This window comes from Paraburkholderia lebeckiae, from assembly GCF_050436225.1.
GTDB lineage: Bacteria > Pseudomonadota > Gammaproteobacteria > Burkholderiales > Burkholderiaceae > Paraburkholderia > Paraburkholderia tuberum.
The window spans coordinates 2,308,527-2,324,943 of the sequence record NZ_JBNDLU010000001.1; the positions used below are offsets into that span (position 1 = coordinate 2,308,527).

14 protein-coding genes are annotated in these 16,417 nt (G+C 61.7%); 7 read left to right on the forward strand and 7 right to left on the reverse strand.

The genetic code is table 11. The features are described from left to right. Nucleotides 1–177: 177 nt before the first annotated feature. The gene (locus OKW45_RS10770) at nucleotides 178–675 is read right to left on the reverse strand and encodes a universal stress protein (protein ID WP_018423540.1); all 498 of its coding nucleotides are present in this window, start codon (nucleotides 673–675) and stop codon (nucleotides 178–180) included. A gap of 552 nt (nucleotides 676–1,227) precedes the next feature. Next, complete coding sequence (locus OKW45_RS10775) at nucleotides 1,228–1,545, reverse strand: DUF1840 domain-containing protein (protein ID WP_018423542.1); 318 nt, start codon at nucleotides 1,543–1,545, stop codon at nucleotides 1,228–1,230. A 302-nt stretch (nucleotides 1,546–1,847) separates the two neighbouring features. Here OKW45_RS10775 and OKW45_RS10780 point away from each other — a divergent pair, with 302 nt between their 5' ends. From OKW45_RS10780 to OKW45_RS10790, 3 genes are all read left to right on the forward strand, one after another. Then, nucleotides 1,848–3,014: an HPP family protein gene (locus OKW45_RS10780; protein ID WP_429467918.1), complete on the forward strand. Its 1,167-nt coding sequence runs from the start codon at nucleotides 1,848–1,850 to the stop codon at nucleotides 3,012–3,014. 117 nt (nucleotides 3,015–3,131) lie between these two features. Further along, nucleotides 3,132–3,548 (forward strand): MarR family winged helix-turn-helix transcriptional regulator, encoded by a 417-nt coding sequence (locus OKW45_RS10785; RefSeq protein ID WP_429467919.1) that lies wholly within the window; start codon nucleotides 3,132–3,134, stop codon nucleotides 3,546–3,548. Between the two features lie 2 nt (nucleotides 3,549–3,550). Beyond that, entirely contained in the window at nucleotides 3,551–5,350 is a 1,800-nt protein-coding gene (locus OKW45_RS10790; RefSeq protein ID WP_429467921.1) for a chloride channel protein, read from the forward strand. 67 nt (nucleotides 5,351–5,417) lie between these two features. Here OKW45_RS10790 and OKW45_RS10795 read toward each other — a convergent pair whose 3' ends face one another. Continuing rightward, nucleotides 5,418–5,729 (reverse strand): hypothetical protein, encoded by a 312-nt coding sequence (locus tag OKW45_RS10795; protein WP_429467923.1) that lies wholly within the window; start codon nucleotides 5,727–5,729, stop codon nucleotides 5,418–5,420. A gap of 215 nt (nucleotides 5,730–5,944) precedes the next feature. After that, on the reverse strand, nucleotides 5,945–6,847 hold the full coding sequence (locus OKW45_RS10800; RefSeq protein WP_429467925.1) for a glutamate/aspartate ABC transporter substrate-binding protein: 903 nt from the start codon (nucleotides 6,845–6,847) through the stop codon (nucleotides 5,945–5,947). A gap of 258 nt (nucleotides 6,848–7,105) precedes the next feature. Here OKW45_RS10800 and OKW45_RS10805 point away from each other — a divergent pair, with 258 nt between their 5' ends. Further along, the gene (locus OKW45_RS10805; protein WP_429467928.1) at nucleotides 7,106–7,729 is read left to right on the forward strand and encodes a LysE family translocator; all 624 of its coding nucleotides are present in this window, start codon (nucleotides 7,106–7,108) and stop codon (nucleotides 7,727–7,729) included. A 96-nt stretch (nucleotides 7,730–7,825) separates the two neighbouring features. Here the strand turns inward: OKW45_RS10805 and OKW45_RS10810 are convergent, their stop codons facing one another. Continuing rightward, the gene (locus tag OKW45_RS10810; protein ID WP_429467930.1) at nucleotides 7,826–9,259 is read right to left on the reverse strand and encodes a UbiA family prenyltransferase; all 1,434 of its coding nucleotides are present in this window, start codon (nucleotides 9,257–9,259) and stop codon (nucleotides 7,826–7,828) included. 811 nt (nucleotides 9,260–10,070) lie between these two features. On the opposite strand from OKW45_RS10810, the gene OKW45_RS10815 reads away from it, so the two are divergent. Continuing rightward, on the forward strand, nucleotides 10,071–11,780 hold the full coding sequence (locus OKW45_RS10815; protein WP_429467933.1) for a hypothetical protein: 1,710 nt from the start codon (nucleotides 10,071–10,073) through the stop codon (nucleotides 11,778–11,780). A 563-nt stretch (nucleotides 11,781–12,343) separates the two neighbouring features. On the opposite strand, the gene OKW45_RS10820 is transcribed toward OKW45_RS10815, so the two are convergent. Beyond that, nucleotides 12,344–13,759 carry an aminotransferase-like domain-containing protein gene (locus OKW45_RS10820; RefSeq protein WP_018423551.1) on the reverse strand — a complete coding sequence of 472 codons (1,416 nt, stop codon included), beginning with the start codon at nucleotides 13,757–13,759 and terminating at the stop codon, nucleotides 12,344–12,346. Between the two features lie 186 nt (nucleotides 13,760–13,945). Between OKW45_RS10820 and aptA the strand changes: the two genes are divergently transcribed. Continuing rightward, on the forward strand, nucleotides 13,946–15,274 hold the full coding sequence (aptA, locus tag OKW45_RS10825) for an omega-aminotransferase AptA (protein WP_429467934.1): 1,329 nt from the start codon (nucleotides 13,946–13,948) through the stop codon (nucleotides 15,272–15,274). 100 nt (nucleotides 15,275–15,374) lie between these two features. Here the strand turns inward: aptA and OKW45_RS10830 are convergent, their stop codons facing one another. Further along, nucleotides 15,375–15,899: a DUF6496 domain-containing protein gene (locus OKW45_RS10830; protein WP_018423553.1), complete on the reverse strand. Its 525-nt coding sequence runs from the start codon at nucleotides 15,897–15,899 to the stop codon at nucleotides 15,375–15,377. Nucleotides 15,900–16,094: 195 nt separating this feature from the next. On the opposite strand from OKW45_RS10830, the gene OKW45_RS10835 reads away from it, so the two are divergent. Next, nucleotides 16,095–16,346, forward strand: a complete 252-nt coding sequence (locus OKW45_RS10835) for a hypothetical protein (RefSeq protein WP_018423554.1) — start codon at nucleotides 16,095–16,097, stop codon at nucleotides 16,344–16,346. Nucleotides 16,347–16,417 lie beyond the last annotated feature (71 nt).

The window sequence follows — 16,417 nt, forward strand, 5'->3', positions numbered from 1 at the left end:
GCTCGCCTTCGGGATCTTTCTTCGGCCGCTGCGCATCGGCGGCGCGCTGCGGCAGCTTGCTCTTTTCGTTATCGCTGTGCTTGACGGGTTGGGGATGATTGAACTATTCATCGACGTCTGTCATGGTGTGCCTCCGTGCCAACGCAACACAACACAACACAACCCACAACACGACGCTCATGAATGTTCGGCGGACCGCGCGGTCTCGCCCGTGCCTGCGACTGCGGCCGGCGCATCGGTTGCCGCGCCCATCGTCACCAGCACGCTGCACGTCACGCGATCGAGCAGCAGCCCGTCGTGCCGGCCACCCCACCATCGCGCGAGTCCATGACTGCGACGATGACCGACGACGACCAGATCGGCCTTCAGATCGTTAGCGAAAAACGGAATCTCATCGAGTGGTTCGCCGATCGCGAGATGACCGGTCGCGCGAATTCCGCGTGCGGCGAGCTTCTGTAAGCCCTCGTCGAGCAGCGTTTTGGCGGATTCGTTGATGAAATCGATCGGCACCGCGGACGTGATGTCCGCGCCCTGCATCCACGCCGTATTGTTGAGCACGGAAAGCAGATGCACTTCAGCGTTCAGGTCTTGCGCGAGAGCGGCACCGTCCTTCAACGCGTGTTGTCCTTCGCGAGTTCCGTCGTAGCAGAGAAGAATGCGCTTGAAGCTCGACATGAGAACCTCCTTGCGCCGCGCGGCACGTGATCAATTAATTATATGTCAGTTCGTGATACATACCGCGCGACACCGATGCACGCAAATACCTACAGAAACGCCGTCAAACAGACACTATTCGCGAGTTTCGGCGGCCACCGAATCCCTGCCCTGAAATAGCCGTTGCTCGGCGCGGCGGTCAGGAACACCGCGCTACGACTCAGGCCACAGAAAGAAAACATGAACAGCGTTTGCCGCGGGATCGACGGGCAAACCATAGCCATGCGACCGAGCGGTCCATGCCTCGTGCGGCGAACCGTTCGGCCATCTCACGAGCACCACCGCTCCGCTGGACAACTGGTCGACAATGGTGCCGCCATACACGCCGATCACACTGCTTCGCACCCCCGTGCCGCACGATGCGGTGCAAGAGCCGCGCACCGGCTGCGGGTATCGGCCGGTCTGCTGCGCGGGTGAGAACGCATAGGCAAGCGGAACGGCGCAAACCGAAATAACGAGGATTGCGAAAAGTCGACGCGACGCAAGTTGTTTCATCGCGATCCCCTCGACCAACTACAGCCCCCAGATGATGTCCGCGTCCGAGTCGCGCGCCGCACGCATCATGTCCAGAAACGGCCACGCGCGCTGCGACAGCCGGTTGCGCGACTCGCGCTGATTACTGGTTGAGCAGTGCAATGCTTCGAGGGTCGTTTCCGCGGCCGCGTCTTCGGTGATGGCGGTTTCGAGCCGATCGATCGCGCGGGGCAGTTCGTCGTGGCTGATAACGCCCCGCGCGCCGAGCCGCTTGCCGATCAGACCAAGCAGATATTGTGCGAGATCCCTGAGCATGACGACATCCGGCGACGCCGTCGATTGAAACGTGATCATCATGATGGCTCCTTTATCGGTCTATCAGGCAACGGGCCAACGGGTGCTTCCAATCCGTCTGCTTTCATTTTATATCACGATGTGACAAACAAGGAACGCACCGAGGGGTGATCGAGGGCCATGCTGAAGCACGTCGGCCGTGTTCTCGACTGTCTGCGATACGCGACGGATTCCGCGCGCCGCGCAAGGGGCGGAGAACTTTTTATATCATATTGAAATATAATCATGACCAGACTGTATTCGCGTTGCCAGGGTTTCCCCGGTAATGTCGGGCCCGGCATCATCGACTACTTTCTGCTCCTATCTTGTCCCGCTCTCCTGCTCTCGGCTGGCTTGCCAGCTTTCTCCCCGCACCGGTCACCGTGAAATGGCACGAGCGTGCGCGTTCGTGCCTCGGCGCGCTGCTCGGCATCGCGTTCACCGGCGGTCTGATGTATCTGCTGCTCGGCCCCGTCGCAAATATTCCGCTGCTCGTCGCGCCGATGGGCGCTTCCGCCGTGTTGCTGTTCGCGGTGCCCGCGAGCCCGCTCGCGCAGCCATGGTCGATCATCGGCGGCAACCTCGTGTCCGCGACGGTCGGCGTAACCTGCGCGATGCTGATCGGCGATCCGACGCTGGCGGCCGCCCTCGCGGTGGCGCTGTCGATCTCCGGCATGTTCGCGCTGCGCTGCGTGCACCCGCCGTCGGGCGCGGTCGCGTTGACCGCGGTGCTGGGCGGCCCGGTCATTCATGCGCTCGGCTACCGCTTCGTGCTCGAACCGATCGCGATCCAGTCGGCCGCGCTGCTGTTCGCGGCGCTCGTCTATCACGCGGCAACCGGCCACCGTTATCCGCATGCGGGACGCCAGGACCGCGCGACGCCGAGCCAGGCCGCCGACGAAGCCGCGCGCGTCGGCTTCACGCGCGAAGACGTCAAAGCCGTGCTCGGGCGCCGTGACGAACTGCTCGACATCGACACCGACGACCTCTATTCACTGTTGCGCGAAACTCAGCTTCAGGCGTTCTCGCGCAGCTTCGACGAACTGCGCTGCGAAGACGTGATGTCGCGCCACGTCGTGTCGGTGTCGCCGGGCACGCGTGCCGCCGCCGCATGGCAGTTGTTCAAGCGCCACAACGTGAAGGCGCTGCCGGTCATCGACGCGGCGCAGAAACTGCTAGGCATCGTCACGCGCGCCGATTTCGTCGACAGAAGGAGCTTCGGCGCGCTCGGTCCGATCCTCAACTACTTCGACGGGTGGCTGCGCAGCGATGCGCTTCGCACGTCGAACGTCGGCAGCGTGATGACCACCGACGTCTGCACCGTCGCCGTCACCGATCCGATCACGGAACTGGTGCCGATGTTCGCGAACTTCGGCCATCACCATATCCCGGTGCTCGACCGCGCAGGCCGCGTGGTCGGCATGATCGCGCAGGTGGACCTGATCTCCGGCCTGTATCGGCAAACCGCCACCCGAGCCCGCGAGGCGGCCTGATTTTCAACTAAAAGACCGAAGAGACCTGCCGCACGATGCCGTTGCGACGGCCGCAATTCGCACACATACCTCATGACGTGATATATTTTCGGTTTTCTTCGCATCGACGGATTTGCCATGAAAGTACGGACTCGCAAACTCGTTAAGAGCGATTTCGAGCAGTTGTCGCAGTTTCGCTATCAGATGCGGCGCTTCGAGCGCTTCTCGGAGCAGGCCGCGCAAAGCGAGGGCATTACGCCGTTGCAATACCTGTTGTTGCTGCACATCAAGGGCTATCCGGAGCGCGACTGGGCGACCGTCGGCGAACTCGCGGAGCGTCTGCAGGCGCAACATCACGGCGTCGTCGCGCTGGTATCGCGCTGCGAGGCACTGAATCTGGTGCGCCGCCAGGTCAGCGATACCGATCGCCGCCAGGTTGAAGTACACATCGAAAGAGCGGGAGAACGGGTACTCGAACGGCTTGCGGAACTGCATCGCGCCGAATTGAGATCGCTCGAAGGCTCCTTCCAGGTTCCACGAATCGACCTCGACTAACCATGAGCATGGATTCCCACAAACGCGACTTCGCGGCGAATGCACGGCTGCCCGGCATCTTCGCGCTCGCCGCAGGCATCGGTTTCGTCAGCACGATTGCCGCCTTTGTTCTGCTGAACCTGATTCGCCTGTTCACCAATCTGTTTTTCTTCGGCACGCTGTCGTTCGTCGACCGCTCGCCCGCCACCAATGCGCTTGGCATTTGGGTGATCGGCGTGCCGGTGATCGGTGGTTTGATCGTCGGGCTGATGGCGCGCTTCGGCTCCGCAAAGATTCGCGGCCACGGCATTCCCGAGGCGATCGAGGCGATCCTGTTCGGCAAGAGCAAGATGTCGCCGAAAGTGGCGGTGCTCAAGCCGTTGTCGTCGGGCATCGTGATCGGCAGCGGCGGGCCGTTCGGCGCGGAAGGCCCGATCATCATGACCGGCGGCGCGCTCGGCTCGCTGATCGCGCAGTGCGTGAAGGTCACGTCGGCGGAACGCAAGACGCTGCTCGTGGCGGGCGCGGCGGCCGGCATGACCGCGGTGTTCGGCACGCCGCTCGCGGCCGTGCTGCTCGCGGTCGAACTGCTGCTGTTCGAATGGCGGCCGCGCAGCTTCCTGCCAGTCGCGGTGGCGTGCGCGGTCGCTGGCTTCGCCCGCGTGATTTTCTTCGGTACAGGTCCGCTGTTTCCGCTACAGACTGCCGCGCCCGATGGCTGGTCGCTGCTGTCGTGCGCGGTCGCTGGCGTGTTGTCGGGCGCGCTGGCGTCCGGCCTTTCCGCCGCGCTCTACAAGGTGGAAGACCTGTTCGGCAAGCTGCCGATCCACTGGATGTGGTGGCCAGCGCTCGGCGGCATCGTCGTCGGCATCGGCGGCTGGCTCGAACCGCGTGCGCTCGGCGTCGGTTACGACGTGATCGGCGATCTGCTGCATCAGCACATTGCGGTGCAGGTCGCCCTTTTGCTGCTCGCCGTGAAGGCGGTGATGTGGGTCATCGCGCTCGGCTCGGGCACGTCGGGCGGTGTGCTCGCACCGCTCCTGATGCTCGGTGCCGGACTCGGCACGGTGCTCGCGCATTGGCTCCCGGGCAGCGAACCGGCGCTGTGGCCGCTCGTCTGCATGGCCGCGACGCTTGGTGCCACGCTCGGCGCGCCGCTGACGGCCATCGTGTTCGCGTTCGGCCTCACGCACGACGCCAACGCGCTGTTGCCCCTGCTGACGGCAACGCTGATCGCGCACGGCTTCTGCACGATCGTGATGCGGCGCTCGATCATGACCGAGAAAATCGCGCGACGCGGCTATCACATCTATCGCGAGTACGGCGTCGATCCGCTCGAGCGCCACTATGTCGACGAAGTGATGACCGCCTCGGTCGAATCGGTCGATGCCGCCACGACGGTCGGCGCAACGCTGCAGACGCTGTTCGGCGCGAACCAGCTGCGCCGCGCGTATCCGGTGGTGCGCGACGGCGCGGTCATCGGCGTGGCCGACCGCATGTTGCTCGATCGCTTCTGCGCCGAGGACCCGGAACGCAAGCGCGCGATGACGCTCGCGGACGTGTTTGCGCAACACAACACCGCGTTTGCTTTGTCATCCGAAACCTGCCGGCTCGTGGCGACGCGGCTCGCCGTGCTGGGGCTCGAACGCCTGCCGGTGGTCGCCGATCGCAACAGCATGCGTCTGGTGGGGATCGTGTCGCGCAGCGATCTGGTCAAGCCGTCGCTCGCGCACTTCGAAGAAGAACACAAACGGGAACGGTTCCGTCGTATCGGGCCGTCGCTCAGCAAGCGGCGCTTCGCACCGGTTCGGAAAGCCAGCTAAAAAGACCGCAGCAAAAATCAAACGCCGAGCCCCGTTAGGGCCTCGGCCTTTTTATTCGCGCACGGAGCTATTTGCCCGCGCCACGCGACTCGACGCAACCCAGCACGAGCGTGTCGCCCGATTTCGCGCCGGGACCCAGCGCCGCAGTGTGGAAGTCCGCGTGGTCGCAATGCCATTCGGCGCGGAAGTCGCGTGGGCATGCCATCGTCGTGCCACCTTTGTGCAGGCCGGGCAACGCGTAATCGCAAGTTTCCCGTCCGTTGCAATGACGCTCGAGCTCACGAGTCAGGTTGCCGCGCAGCGCGCCGCAATTCTCGCCATAGGTGCCCGATACGATCGTAATCGCGCGCATTTGTGCGTCGGCGTTTGCGGACACCATGAATACGCCGCTTGCCAACGCCAGCGCAGCACGAAGAATTCCACTGGGGAAAATCCGTCCGCGCCGCGAAGATTCCATCGGCCTCTTCACTTTGCACCTCCGTTCCCGCTATAGGCGACGTTCAACCGAAACGCGCCGCCTATAGCCAGGTATAGAGGAAAGAGCAAAAGACTGCCACTAGAAACCATTCCTACGCGCAATAGCGGCCAAAGACATTATTCGAGCGCCTTCTCGTTCGGCGTCGCGTAAAGCTGTTTCAGCGAATCGCTCATCGGAAAGTCGAAACTGATGTTCTTCGGCGGCACCGGCTTGATGAACCATCGGTCGTACATCGTGTGGATTTCCGGTCCTTTCATCACCTGTTCGAGCGTGTCGTCGACGAGCTTTCTGAACTCCGGATCGTCGCGTCGCAACATGAAGCCATACGCTTCCGACGATTGCGGCGTGCCGGTGATGATCCAGTCCGACGGCTTCGCGGTCAGCGTGCGCGTGCCGGCAAGCAACACGTCGTCCATCATGTACGCCACGGCGCGGCCGCTTTCGAGCGTGAGGCGCCCTTCGCCGTAATCCTTCGCGCTGATGATCTGCATGTTCATCTTCTTGTCCTCGTTCATCTTGCGCAGGATGCGCTCGGACGTCGTGCCCTGATTCGTCACGACGGTCTTGCCGGCGAGATCCGGAAAGTCCTTGATGCCCGAGTCCTTGCGCGTCAGAAGACGCGTCGTCGCGACGAAGAACGTGTCGGCGAACGTCACCTGGCTTTGGCGCGCGACGAGATTGGTCGTCACGCCGCATTCGAGATCGACCGTGCCGTTCTGCACGAGCGGAATGCGATTCTGCGAGGTGACCGGGATGAAGCGCACCTTGAGGTCCGGACGCTTCGTTTTCGTCTTGACCACATCGATGACCTTGTTGCACAGGTCCTGCGAAAAGCCGACCACCTCGTTGTTCGCGTCGACGTACGAGAACGGCACCGACGTCTCGCGATGGCCAATCGCGATCACGCCGCTTCGCTGGATCTTCGCGAGCGTGGACGTCGCGTCCTGCGCGAACGCGCCCGGACTCGCCAACGTTGCCGCCACGAGCATGGCAACAGTGGACCAATTCATCACTTTCATGGGTATCTCCAATCGTGCGGCAGGTTCCTGATGGATGGCGGACTGCTGCGCCAGCCGTCTACATATGTTGCCATTAAAAAAATAAATGCAACATATGTTAACTACCGAGTGTTGAAACGCCGCGTGCCGACGCTTTCCGGCCAATCAAGTCATCATCGATCCGTACCGGACATCATTTTCAAAACCGTACCGGTACTGTACCGGCCCCTATCGCTAGAATGAGCCTCACCGTTTTTTGTTGGCGACACCGGAGCCCCCATGTCTTTCGTCACTCTCAGCGCGCTGCCCGCCGGCATCCTGTTCGCGCTCGTCACCTCGATCACGCCCGGTCCGAACAACACGATGCTGCTCGCGTCGGGCGTCAATTTCGGCTTTCGCCGCACGCTGCCCCATTTGTCCGGCATCAGCGTCGGCGTGGTGCTGTTGATGTTGTCGGTCGGCATCGGCCTCGGCGAGGCGTTCGTGCATTTCCCCGTGCTGTACACGGTGCTCGAAGTCGTCAGCGTCGCTTATCTGCTGTATCTGGCGTGGAAAATCGGCACGTCGGGCGAACTGAAGCTCAGGAACGGCGAGCGTCGCCCGATGCGCTTTCACGAGGCGATCGCGTTTCAGTGGGTCAATCCGAAGGCGTGGATGATGGTGCTGACCGCCGCGACGACGATTCACCTGAGCAACAGCTTCGGCATGAACGCCGTCGCGATGGCTGCGGTGTTCTATGTGATCGGCTTTCCGTGCATCTGCGTGTGGGCCGGTTTCGGCACCGCGATGCGCGAGGTACTGTCGAACCCGAAGCGGCTGCGCGTCTTCAACATCGCGATGGCGCTGCTGCTCGTGGCGTCGCTGTATCCGATCGCGCTGAAGCTGATCAGGCACGGCGGCTGAGCTTTCGACGCGCGCCGCCGCGTCTTGTACGCATGCAATGTTGGGGTTCGGAATCGCGTCGCTTTGCGATGCAACCTATAAAGAGCTAGCGTTTGATCAAATCGCAAAAAGGACTGCGGCTACGCAAAGCATCATGATGACCAGGCTAGAACGGTTCCTGAACGCATACACGATCGGGTCGTCATGCATCTGCCCTCGGAAAGCTACCATCCAGACGCGGCTGATCCAGTACAGCACGAGAACAAAGAAGATCCAAAGCCTGTGGGGATGACGATACAACCCCGTGACGGCGGCAGAATTCATGTAAAGCGCAAGAACGAGCACCGCCACATAGCCCGCTGCGGGTCCAAACGAGCGCACGATGCTCATGTCCGCCGTGAGATAACCTCGGCCAGGCGTCGAGTCCGTGCCCTCTCGCTGCATTTTGTCGAGTTCGGTATAGCGCTTCACCAACGCCAGACTGAGGAATATCATCACCGAGAACATGATTAGCCAGTCTGACGGCACGACATCGACCGCCGCGCCCCCAGCCACGATGCGGGTGGTATAGAGCGCAGCCAGCGTGAAGACATCTACCAGCATCACCCGCTTCAGGTGGAAGGAATAAGCGAGTGTCATCACGACGTAACACGCTAGCACGAGCTGAAACGATGGCAGCAGGAAAACCGCGAGGCTCGCCGACGCCAGCAACAGGACGAATAACATGCCAATTCCGCTAACAAGCGGCAACTCGCCTGAGGCAAACGGACGTTTGCACTTGCGACTATGGCGCCTGTCCGCGTCGAGATCGAGCATGTCATTCAATATATATACCGAAGACGCACAGAAGCAGAACGAAAGAAATGCGATCCCGCCAACCTTCAGTGCGTCGAAGTTCGTGAAGCGATGCGACGCAAGAAGCGGCACGAAGATCAACAGGTTTTTCACCCACTGATAGACGCGCATTTCCCGTACGGCCAGCCTGAAGAGAGACCGTTTGTTATCGAAGATGACCGTGGTTTGATTCACCTTCCGCGCGGCCGCCTGGATGCTCTTTCCTCCAACGACAATCGCCGTGCGCGCCTGCTTCCACACCGGCAGATCGGCTCGCGCGTTTCCGCAATAGTCGAATCCTTGTACGCCAAACTCCGCCGTCAAAGCCGACGCCTTGTTCGTGCCTGACAGACTGATCGACTCGTTGCTCGCCATCACCCCCTTAAAGAATCCGAGGTGAGATGCGATCTGTTCGGCAAACCGTTGATTGCCTGCAGTGCAGAGATAAAGCTCGCGGCCGGCCGCGCTCTCTTTCTTCAGGAAGTCGATCAGGCGTCCGTTGTACGGCAGCAGTGACACGTCGATTGCGGCCCGCGCGGCTATCTGCGCTTTGAGATATCCCTTTCCACGCAGCAACCATTCCAAACAATAGAGCAGATAGAGCGGATTTCGCTTCACGAGAGCGAGGAACGACTCGATCAGAAGATCGCTGTGCGTCAGTGTCCCGTCCAGATCAACGCAAAGTGGAATGGCAGCCATGGTGACCTCGATGGACATAAATCGTCATCAACCTTCCAAAGTTTAAGCAATGCAAAAGTCGCATTGACCCGCTGGATCAGCACGCGAGCGCAACGGGCCGCTGCCGCGACTCATTTCCGCGTCGTCGCCTCGGTCGGGTGCTCAACTTTCAAGGCGTTGTAAAGGAGTCTGGCGAGCGCAATCGCCGGCTCTGCCAGCCACGAACATCTACTGATGCCAGTGAATCTTCGTACTTGAGAAGCGCAACTCCGCGTGGAATGCGCCCTACCGAAGTGAAGGGTGGGCGCACGTTCCCCGCATGAAGATCGTGATCGTCATGCACTCGACCCTTGTCTGCGCGCATCGACCTGTCGATAGGGTTAGCACGACAGATTCGTGGGCGGACAATGAAGCCAATCGCTGGCTATCGCTTATTCGCTGCGTTGCAGCGAACCGTTGGCGCCTGCAGCGAGCATAGATCTGCCGGCTCTGACCGGTGTCACAGCGGCTTGCAATGTGGTGATATTGGCCGATAACGTCGAACACTCTCCGCGTCTGGGTCCACGCCTCGACTTTCCAAGCACCACCCATCGAGCTGCGCTATTTGTGCGGCGCTCCGACAGCAGAAAAGTGCCTCGGCGGTTCGCGCAATGCGAGCTTGCGCAGCGCCATTCAAATGCCCATAATCGGCGCTGTTCGATTCGCTGTCGTTCCTCTTTTACTTCGTTCATCCCAACCCCGGCCTTGCGTTGTGTTGTCGTGGGCATGTTTCGACGGTCAGAGTGGTGACCTTGGTAGCAGCGGGCATGCGTCGACCGGCGAGGGTCTCCATCAACCGGAGAAGGCCCGAATGTCCACGATGACGAATGACGCCATTCTGCGTGTGAGCTCCACGCGGAGATCGATGACGATGCAAGCCGCCCTGGAGCGTGTGAACTGGACGCAGCTGTGCGACCAGATCCTCATCTTCGTATTCGGCTCGTCGCTATATGCAGCGATCCTCTACAACCTCGACATCAATAGCGGCGTGCTGGCAGGAATCTGGGCGTTCGCCATCGTTGTAGCCGTCGTCATCTATGGCTATGTTTCTCGTTCCGAATGGCGCACCACGATCGTTACGATATTATTCATCGCGGTGGTGTTGTTTGCGTTTGGATTCCTGCGAGAATTCAGTTTCGACGGCCTGAACTATCACATCGCGACACCGTTATCGATAGACCACACCCTAAACGGCGTTGCCGATACCGACGCACTGGGCGGAAGCTTCTGGGCCGCACATTACCCCAAAGCATTTGAGTATTTTGCATACACGGCCAAGGTTCTGACTTCACGGTTCAACAGTGGAAAGTCATTTACGCTATTGCTCAGTGTCCCTGCCTGCGTTGCTCTGATGGGTTTGCTGCAGTCAGCGGGAATATCTGCCAGAGCGTCACTGATTGCTTCGGTTGCCTCTGTTTACAACCCGGTAGCGCTCGGCCAGGTGACGAGTTTTTATGTCGACGCTGCACATTACTACTGCTGGGCCATCTTTTCTGTCCATTTGCTTTTCGCGCTCAAGCGTAGGCCTTATTCCGGAGTTCAACTAGGTATCGCACTCGTGCTTCTGATCGGCTCGAAGCTGACAGGACCCGCCTTCGCCGCCATCTCGATTGCTGTTTTCTTCACGGCGGAGTTTATTGGCGGCGAAAAGAGACGCTTTCTGACTCAGAACCGGAAAGTTATCGGAGAGTTGGTCATCTGGTCTGTTGTCGCTGTCGCAGTGATCGGCTATTCGCCGTACGTGCAGAACATAGTCGCTGGCAAACACATTTTCTACCCCGTGCTGGGCAGCGACAAGGTCGATATTATCGGTGGAAGAGTGTCAGCACACTTTCTTGCAATGAATCCTTTGCAGAGGATTTTCTTATCGTATTTCTCGCTGCCGCTGGATTGCAGGCCGTGCGAGAACGCGGAGCCTACCTTTGTCCCGTCATACGCCCACTTGCGCGACGCGTTTATCGCGCTGCATACGGCTGCTGCGCGTTTCGGCGCGTTCGGACCCTTCTTCGGGGTTATGTTTATCGCGTGCATCGCTTCTTTCTTCTGGAGAAGGAGAGACGGCGGTGAGATTGCGAAAGTGTTTCTTCTCGCAACGTTAGCGAGCGTTCTGCTACATCCGCAGTCCTGGTGGGCCCGCTACGTCCCGATGTTTTATATGGTCCCATTTCTGGTCATTGCGGGGTTTTCATCCAATCGGAAACTATTCCATGTAGTACTCGCCTTCGGCATCGCGAACTCGGTCCTCGCTGCGGCAAGCGTTACGGGCTATATCCTGCTGAAGGAGACGTACTACAAAGACGAGGTGGCCGCAGTGCGCACGATATGCGGTCAAGAACCAATATTGCTGGCATCTTCGGAGATGAATTGGGAAGCGGATTTGCGCGACGACAGTCTCGTTGTTGCGGCGGGAAAGCATCCGGCCAATTCAGGTTGTCCCGTGAACTTCGACGAGATGATGGTCATGAATAAATATCCGTCGCTGGAAAATTTTCGATGGTCGCCAACGTCCAGCCGGCGTTGAAAAGAACCCGCCAGTTGCGTGTGGCGAAGCCGCTCGAACGAGCGTATTCATTTGCTCACCTATTTCTCACTGAAACGAATATTTCGCGATCTTGACCTCGGTCCTTGTCGCAGTCGCAATGACACTGAACCCAATGCGGACGATGTCGCCGTTAGTGGCCCAGATTGCGTTTGTCCGTAGGTCGGTCTTTCGTGGCGTGCTACGCAAGCACGTGCGATACAGTCAATGGCGCTTGTCAAGGCAAACGGGCGTTGCCGAGGGACATCTGGCAAGGGTAGCCAGAATTGCCGAAGTGCTGGATGTTCCTGTGTGCCTACTATTCGTATAGCCGGCAGGTCGCGGCTGACCGCAGCGGCGGGAGAATTCCCTGGAATCTCAAACGCAATCCAGTCAACGATTAACTTTGAAAACCTGTCAGGAAAAGAAAGTACACACTTAACGGTCCATGCGCTGTCTTTGGGCTCAGCGCGCATTTCCAGTTCGCGATATAACCAAAGGTACAACTTAATTGTTTGAGGAATGGCCGCTCAGAAAAGTACGGACTTTATTGTGTCGCTACACGTCTACCACGCCCCCTGCCCGACCCGCTCGATGAAGCGCCACAACGCGTCGTCGCTCGAATACGGCGCGTTGAAGCGGAACCACGCGCTTGGCGCGTCGTCGGGACGGAAGTACGAGCCCGGTGCGAGCCAGATTCCGTGCGCAAGCGCGGCAGTTGCGACCTCGGCGGCACGCTCCGCTTCGATCGGCAGACGCGCCAGCATGAAGAGTCCCGCGCGCGGCCGGTGAAACACCTCGAGCCCGAGCGCGTCCAGCCGTTCTTCGAGGGCCACGTGCGCGAGCTTCAGCCGTTCGTTGACCGTCTCGACGTGGCGCGCGTAACGCCCTTCCACCAGCACCTTGTCGACGATCCGCTCGATCGTTTCCGACGACGTCAGCCCCACCGCCATCTTCGTGCGCGCGAGTTCGCGCAGCACCGCCTGCTCGGCCACCACATAGCCGCAGCGCAGCGACGGCGTCACCGTCTTCGAAAAGCCGCCGACGTGCAACACGCGCTGCAAGCCTTCCATCGCCGCCAGTAGCGGCGCGCCGGCCGGCGCGAGTTCGCGGCTCACGTCGTCCTCGATCACCCAGATGCGCTCGCGCTCGGCGATCTGCAGCAAGCGGAACGCGGCCGACATGCCGAAGGTCGCGCCGGTCGGATTCTGGAGCGTGGTGTTGACGAAGATCGCCTTCGGCTTGTGCCGCGCGACCAGCGTTGCGAGAACGTCCGTATCGACGCCGGCCGGCGTGCGCGGCACGCCATGCACGACCAGCCCGGCGAGCTTCAGGATCTGCAGCAGATTGCAGTAGCCGGGATCTTCGACGATCACCGCATCGCCCGCGCGCAGCAGCGTGCGCACGATCAGATCTAGTCCCTGCGTCGCGCCCTGGGTGAGCAGCACGTTCGCGACGTCGACGGGCAGCCCGCGCCGGTCGAGTTGTTCGGCGATGCGCTCGCGCAGCGGCGCGAAGCCGTACGGATGGCCATAGTCGCCGAGGCGCGCGGCCGGCACCCGGCTCAGCGCGCGCAGCGAGTGCTGCAGGCCGCTCTCGTTGGTCCATTCGCTCGGCAGCCAGCCGCAGCCCGCCTTGATCGGCACCGAGTGATCGGCGAATACGTCGGACAGCAGCCACGTCGCGGTCAGGCTCGGCGGCGTCCAGTCGGCGATGGCCGCGCGCGTGGACGGCGAGCGCGCCGCCACCCGATAGCCGGAGCCGCGCCGCGCGACCACGAGGCCCATCGACACGAGCCGGTTGTACGCCTCGGTCACGGTGAAGGTGCTCAGCGCATGGCTTTGGGCAAGCTGCCGCACCGACGGCAGCAGTGCGCCGGCGCGCAGCGATTGCGAGTCGATCGCGCGCGCGAAGCTCTGCACGACCTGTTCGACGAGCGTCGGCGCCGCGCGCCGGTCGCGTTGAAGGTCCAGTTCGATCATGTCTCGGGCGAAAAACGAGGGGCAAAAAGACGGACCGCGGACCGCCCGCCTACCGGAACAGTTCGCGCGAATCCACCAGCACAGTTGACACCACACTTGGTCAACTGTTTATGCCGCCATTAAACCGCGAGGGCTACAGTTTGGCTACGCCCAAAGCCCTCAACCGCGCCACTTCGAGGAGAAGCCATGACTTCGCGCCCCGTCATCGACGATCTGTCGTCCTTCTGGATGCCCTTCACCGCCAATCGCCAGTTCAAGGCCGCGCCGCGCCTGCTGGAATCGGCGAAGGGCATGTACTACCGCAGCACCGACGGGCGCGAGATTCTCGACGGTTGCGCCGGACTGTGGTGCGTGAACGCGGGCCATAGCCGCGATGAAATCGTCGCCGCGATCACGCAGCAGTTGTCGACGCTCGACTTCGCGCCGACCTTCCAGATGGGCCACCCGCTCGCGTTCGAAGCAGCGACGAAGGTTGCCGAGCTGATGCCGGAAGGGCTCGATCGCATCTTCTTCACGAACTCGGGCTCCGAATCGGTCGACACCGCGCTGAAAATCGCGCTCGCCTACCATCGCGCGCGCGGCGAAGGCCAGCGCACGCGTCTGATCGGCCGCGAGCGCGGCTATCACGGCGTCGGTTTCGGCGGCATTTCGGTCGGCGGCATCGCACCGAATCGCAAGACGTTTTCCGGCGCGCTGTTACCGGCGGTCGACCATCTGCCGCACACGCACGACCTCGAACACAACGCGTTCTCGAAGGGCCAGCCTGCATGGGGCGCGCATCTGGCCGAGGAATTGGAGCGCATCGTCGCGCTGCACGACGCTTCGACGATCGCCGCGGTGATCGTCGAACCGGTGGCCGGCTCGACCGGCGTGCTGGTTCCGCCGCAAGGCTATCTGCAGAAGCTGCGCGAGATCTGCACGAAGCACGGCATCCTGCTCATCTTCGACGAAGTGATCACGGGCTTTGGCCGCCTCGGCAAGGCGACCGCGAGCGAACACTTCGGCGTCACGCCGGACCTGATCACGCTGGCGAAGGCGATCAACAACGCGTCGATTCCGATGGGCGCGGTTGCGGCGAGCCGCACGATCCACGACACGGTCGTCGGCAGCGGCGCGCCGGGCGCGATCGAGCTGTTTCACGGCTACACGTACTCGGCGCATCCGGCGGCTGCCGCGGCCGCGATCGCGACGCTCGATCTGTACCGCCGCGACCAGTTGTTCGAGCGCGCGGCCAGCCTCGCGCCGACGTTCGAAGCCGCCGCGCATGGGCTGCGCGGCGCGAAGCACGTGAAGGACGTGCGCAACCTCGGCCTCGTCGCGGGCATCGAGCTCGAATCGCGCGACGGAGCGCCGGGGGCGCGCGCCTACGAGGCGTTCGTCAAATGCTTCGAGGCCGGCGTGCTGATCCGTTTCACCGGCGACATCCTCGCGTTCTCGCCGCCGCTGATCATCGACGAAGAGCAGATCGCGCGGCTCTTCCGCACCGTTGGCGAGGTGCTGGCGACGGTGCAGTAAGAAGGCGCGCAAGCGCGCCACCCGTCGACGACGAAAGAGCGGCGGCACGCGCATGCGTGCGCCGCTCTTTTCTATTGCTGCCGCATTGCGAGCCGCAAGCTCAGTGATGCGCGCGCGACGCCCGCGTTTGCGCGGCCTTTTTCGCGGCAGCGGAGCGTCCAGCCGCGCCCTTTGTCTCAGCGGCCTTTTTGGCTGCGGCCGAGCGGCTCGCGGCTGGCCGCTTGGCCGCCGCCGACTTCGCTTGTTTCGACATCGCCGCCGACGACGCCCCGGCCTTGCTCTCGCGTTTAAGCACGCTCTCCGACACACGCGAGCGTTTCGCGCTCGACTCCTTGCTCGCACTCTTCTTCGCGGCGCCTTCGTGCTTGCCCGCCGCGCTGTCCTTCTGCGCTTTCTTGCGGGTCGCCTCGCTCGTGGCGCCCTTCTTCGGCGGCTTTAGGTCGACGCCCGCGCGCCGCGCCTCGGACAGCCCGATCGCGATCGCCTGCTTCGGCGAGCGCACGCCGTGCTTGCCGGCGCGGACTTTGTCCACCTGTTCCTTGACGAACTCTCCCGCTTGAGTACTCGCTGATTTGCCGGCGCGTTTATCGGCCTCGGCACGCTTCAAGGTTTTCTGCTCTGGCATGACGGTTCTCCGGTTGTGGGTGAGTCTCTATCATTGAGCAACGAGCGTGCCGGAGCGCCGATCCGCGCCATCGTCCGGCGGGGGTTGCGCGGCGGGACTCGCGTGCGTCGGCGGGACGGCGTATGGTTGTGGACATGGGACGGGAGTAAGCGCCGAAGCGCCAACTCAAATCGACCGCCTTGCATGGAGACAGCCATGAAGATAGTTACGGTTCGCGCTGGCACACATATCGAGGGCGTGCACTGGATCGCCGAGTACGTCGAAGACGTCCACGAAATTCGCGTGTTCCGCGAGGGGCAGGAAGTGGACGTGCACAACGCGCCGTCCACACTGTTCGGCGATGAAGAAAACGCGGGCTCGAAAAACACCGCCGATCATCGCGCGATGGAAGCGGCCGTACTCGCTTATCTGAAGCGCTTCGTCACGGAGCACGACGCGGAAGAGTAGGTTTCGCCGACGGCAACCGCCGTTTTCAAAGCCGCCCGCTCGTGGCAAAAGCCGCTGCGAACGTGCATTCA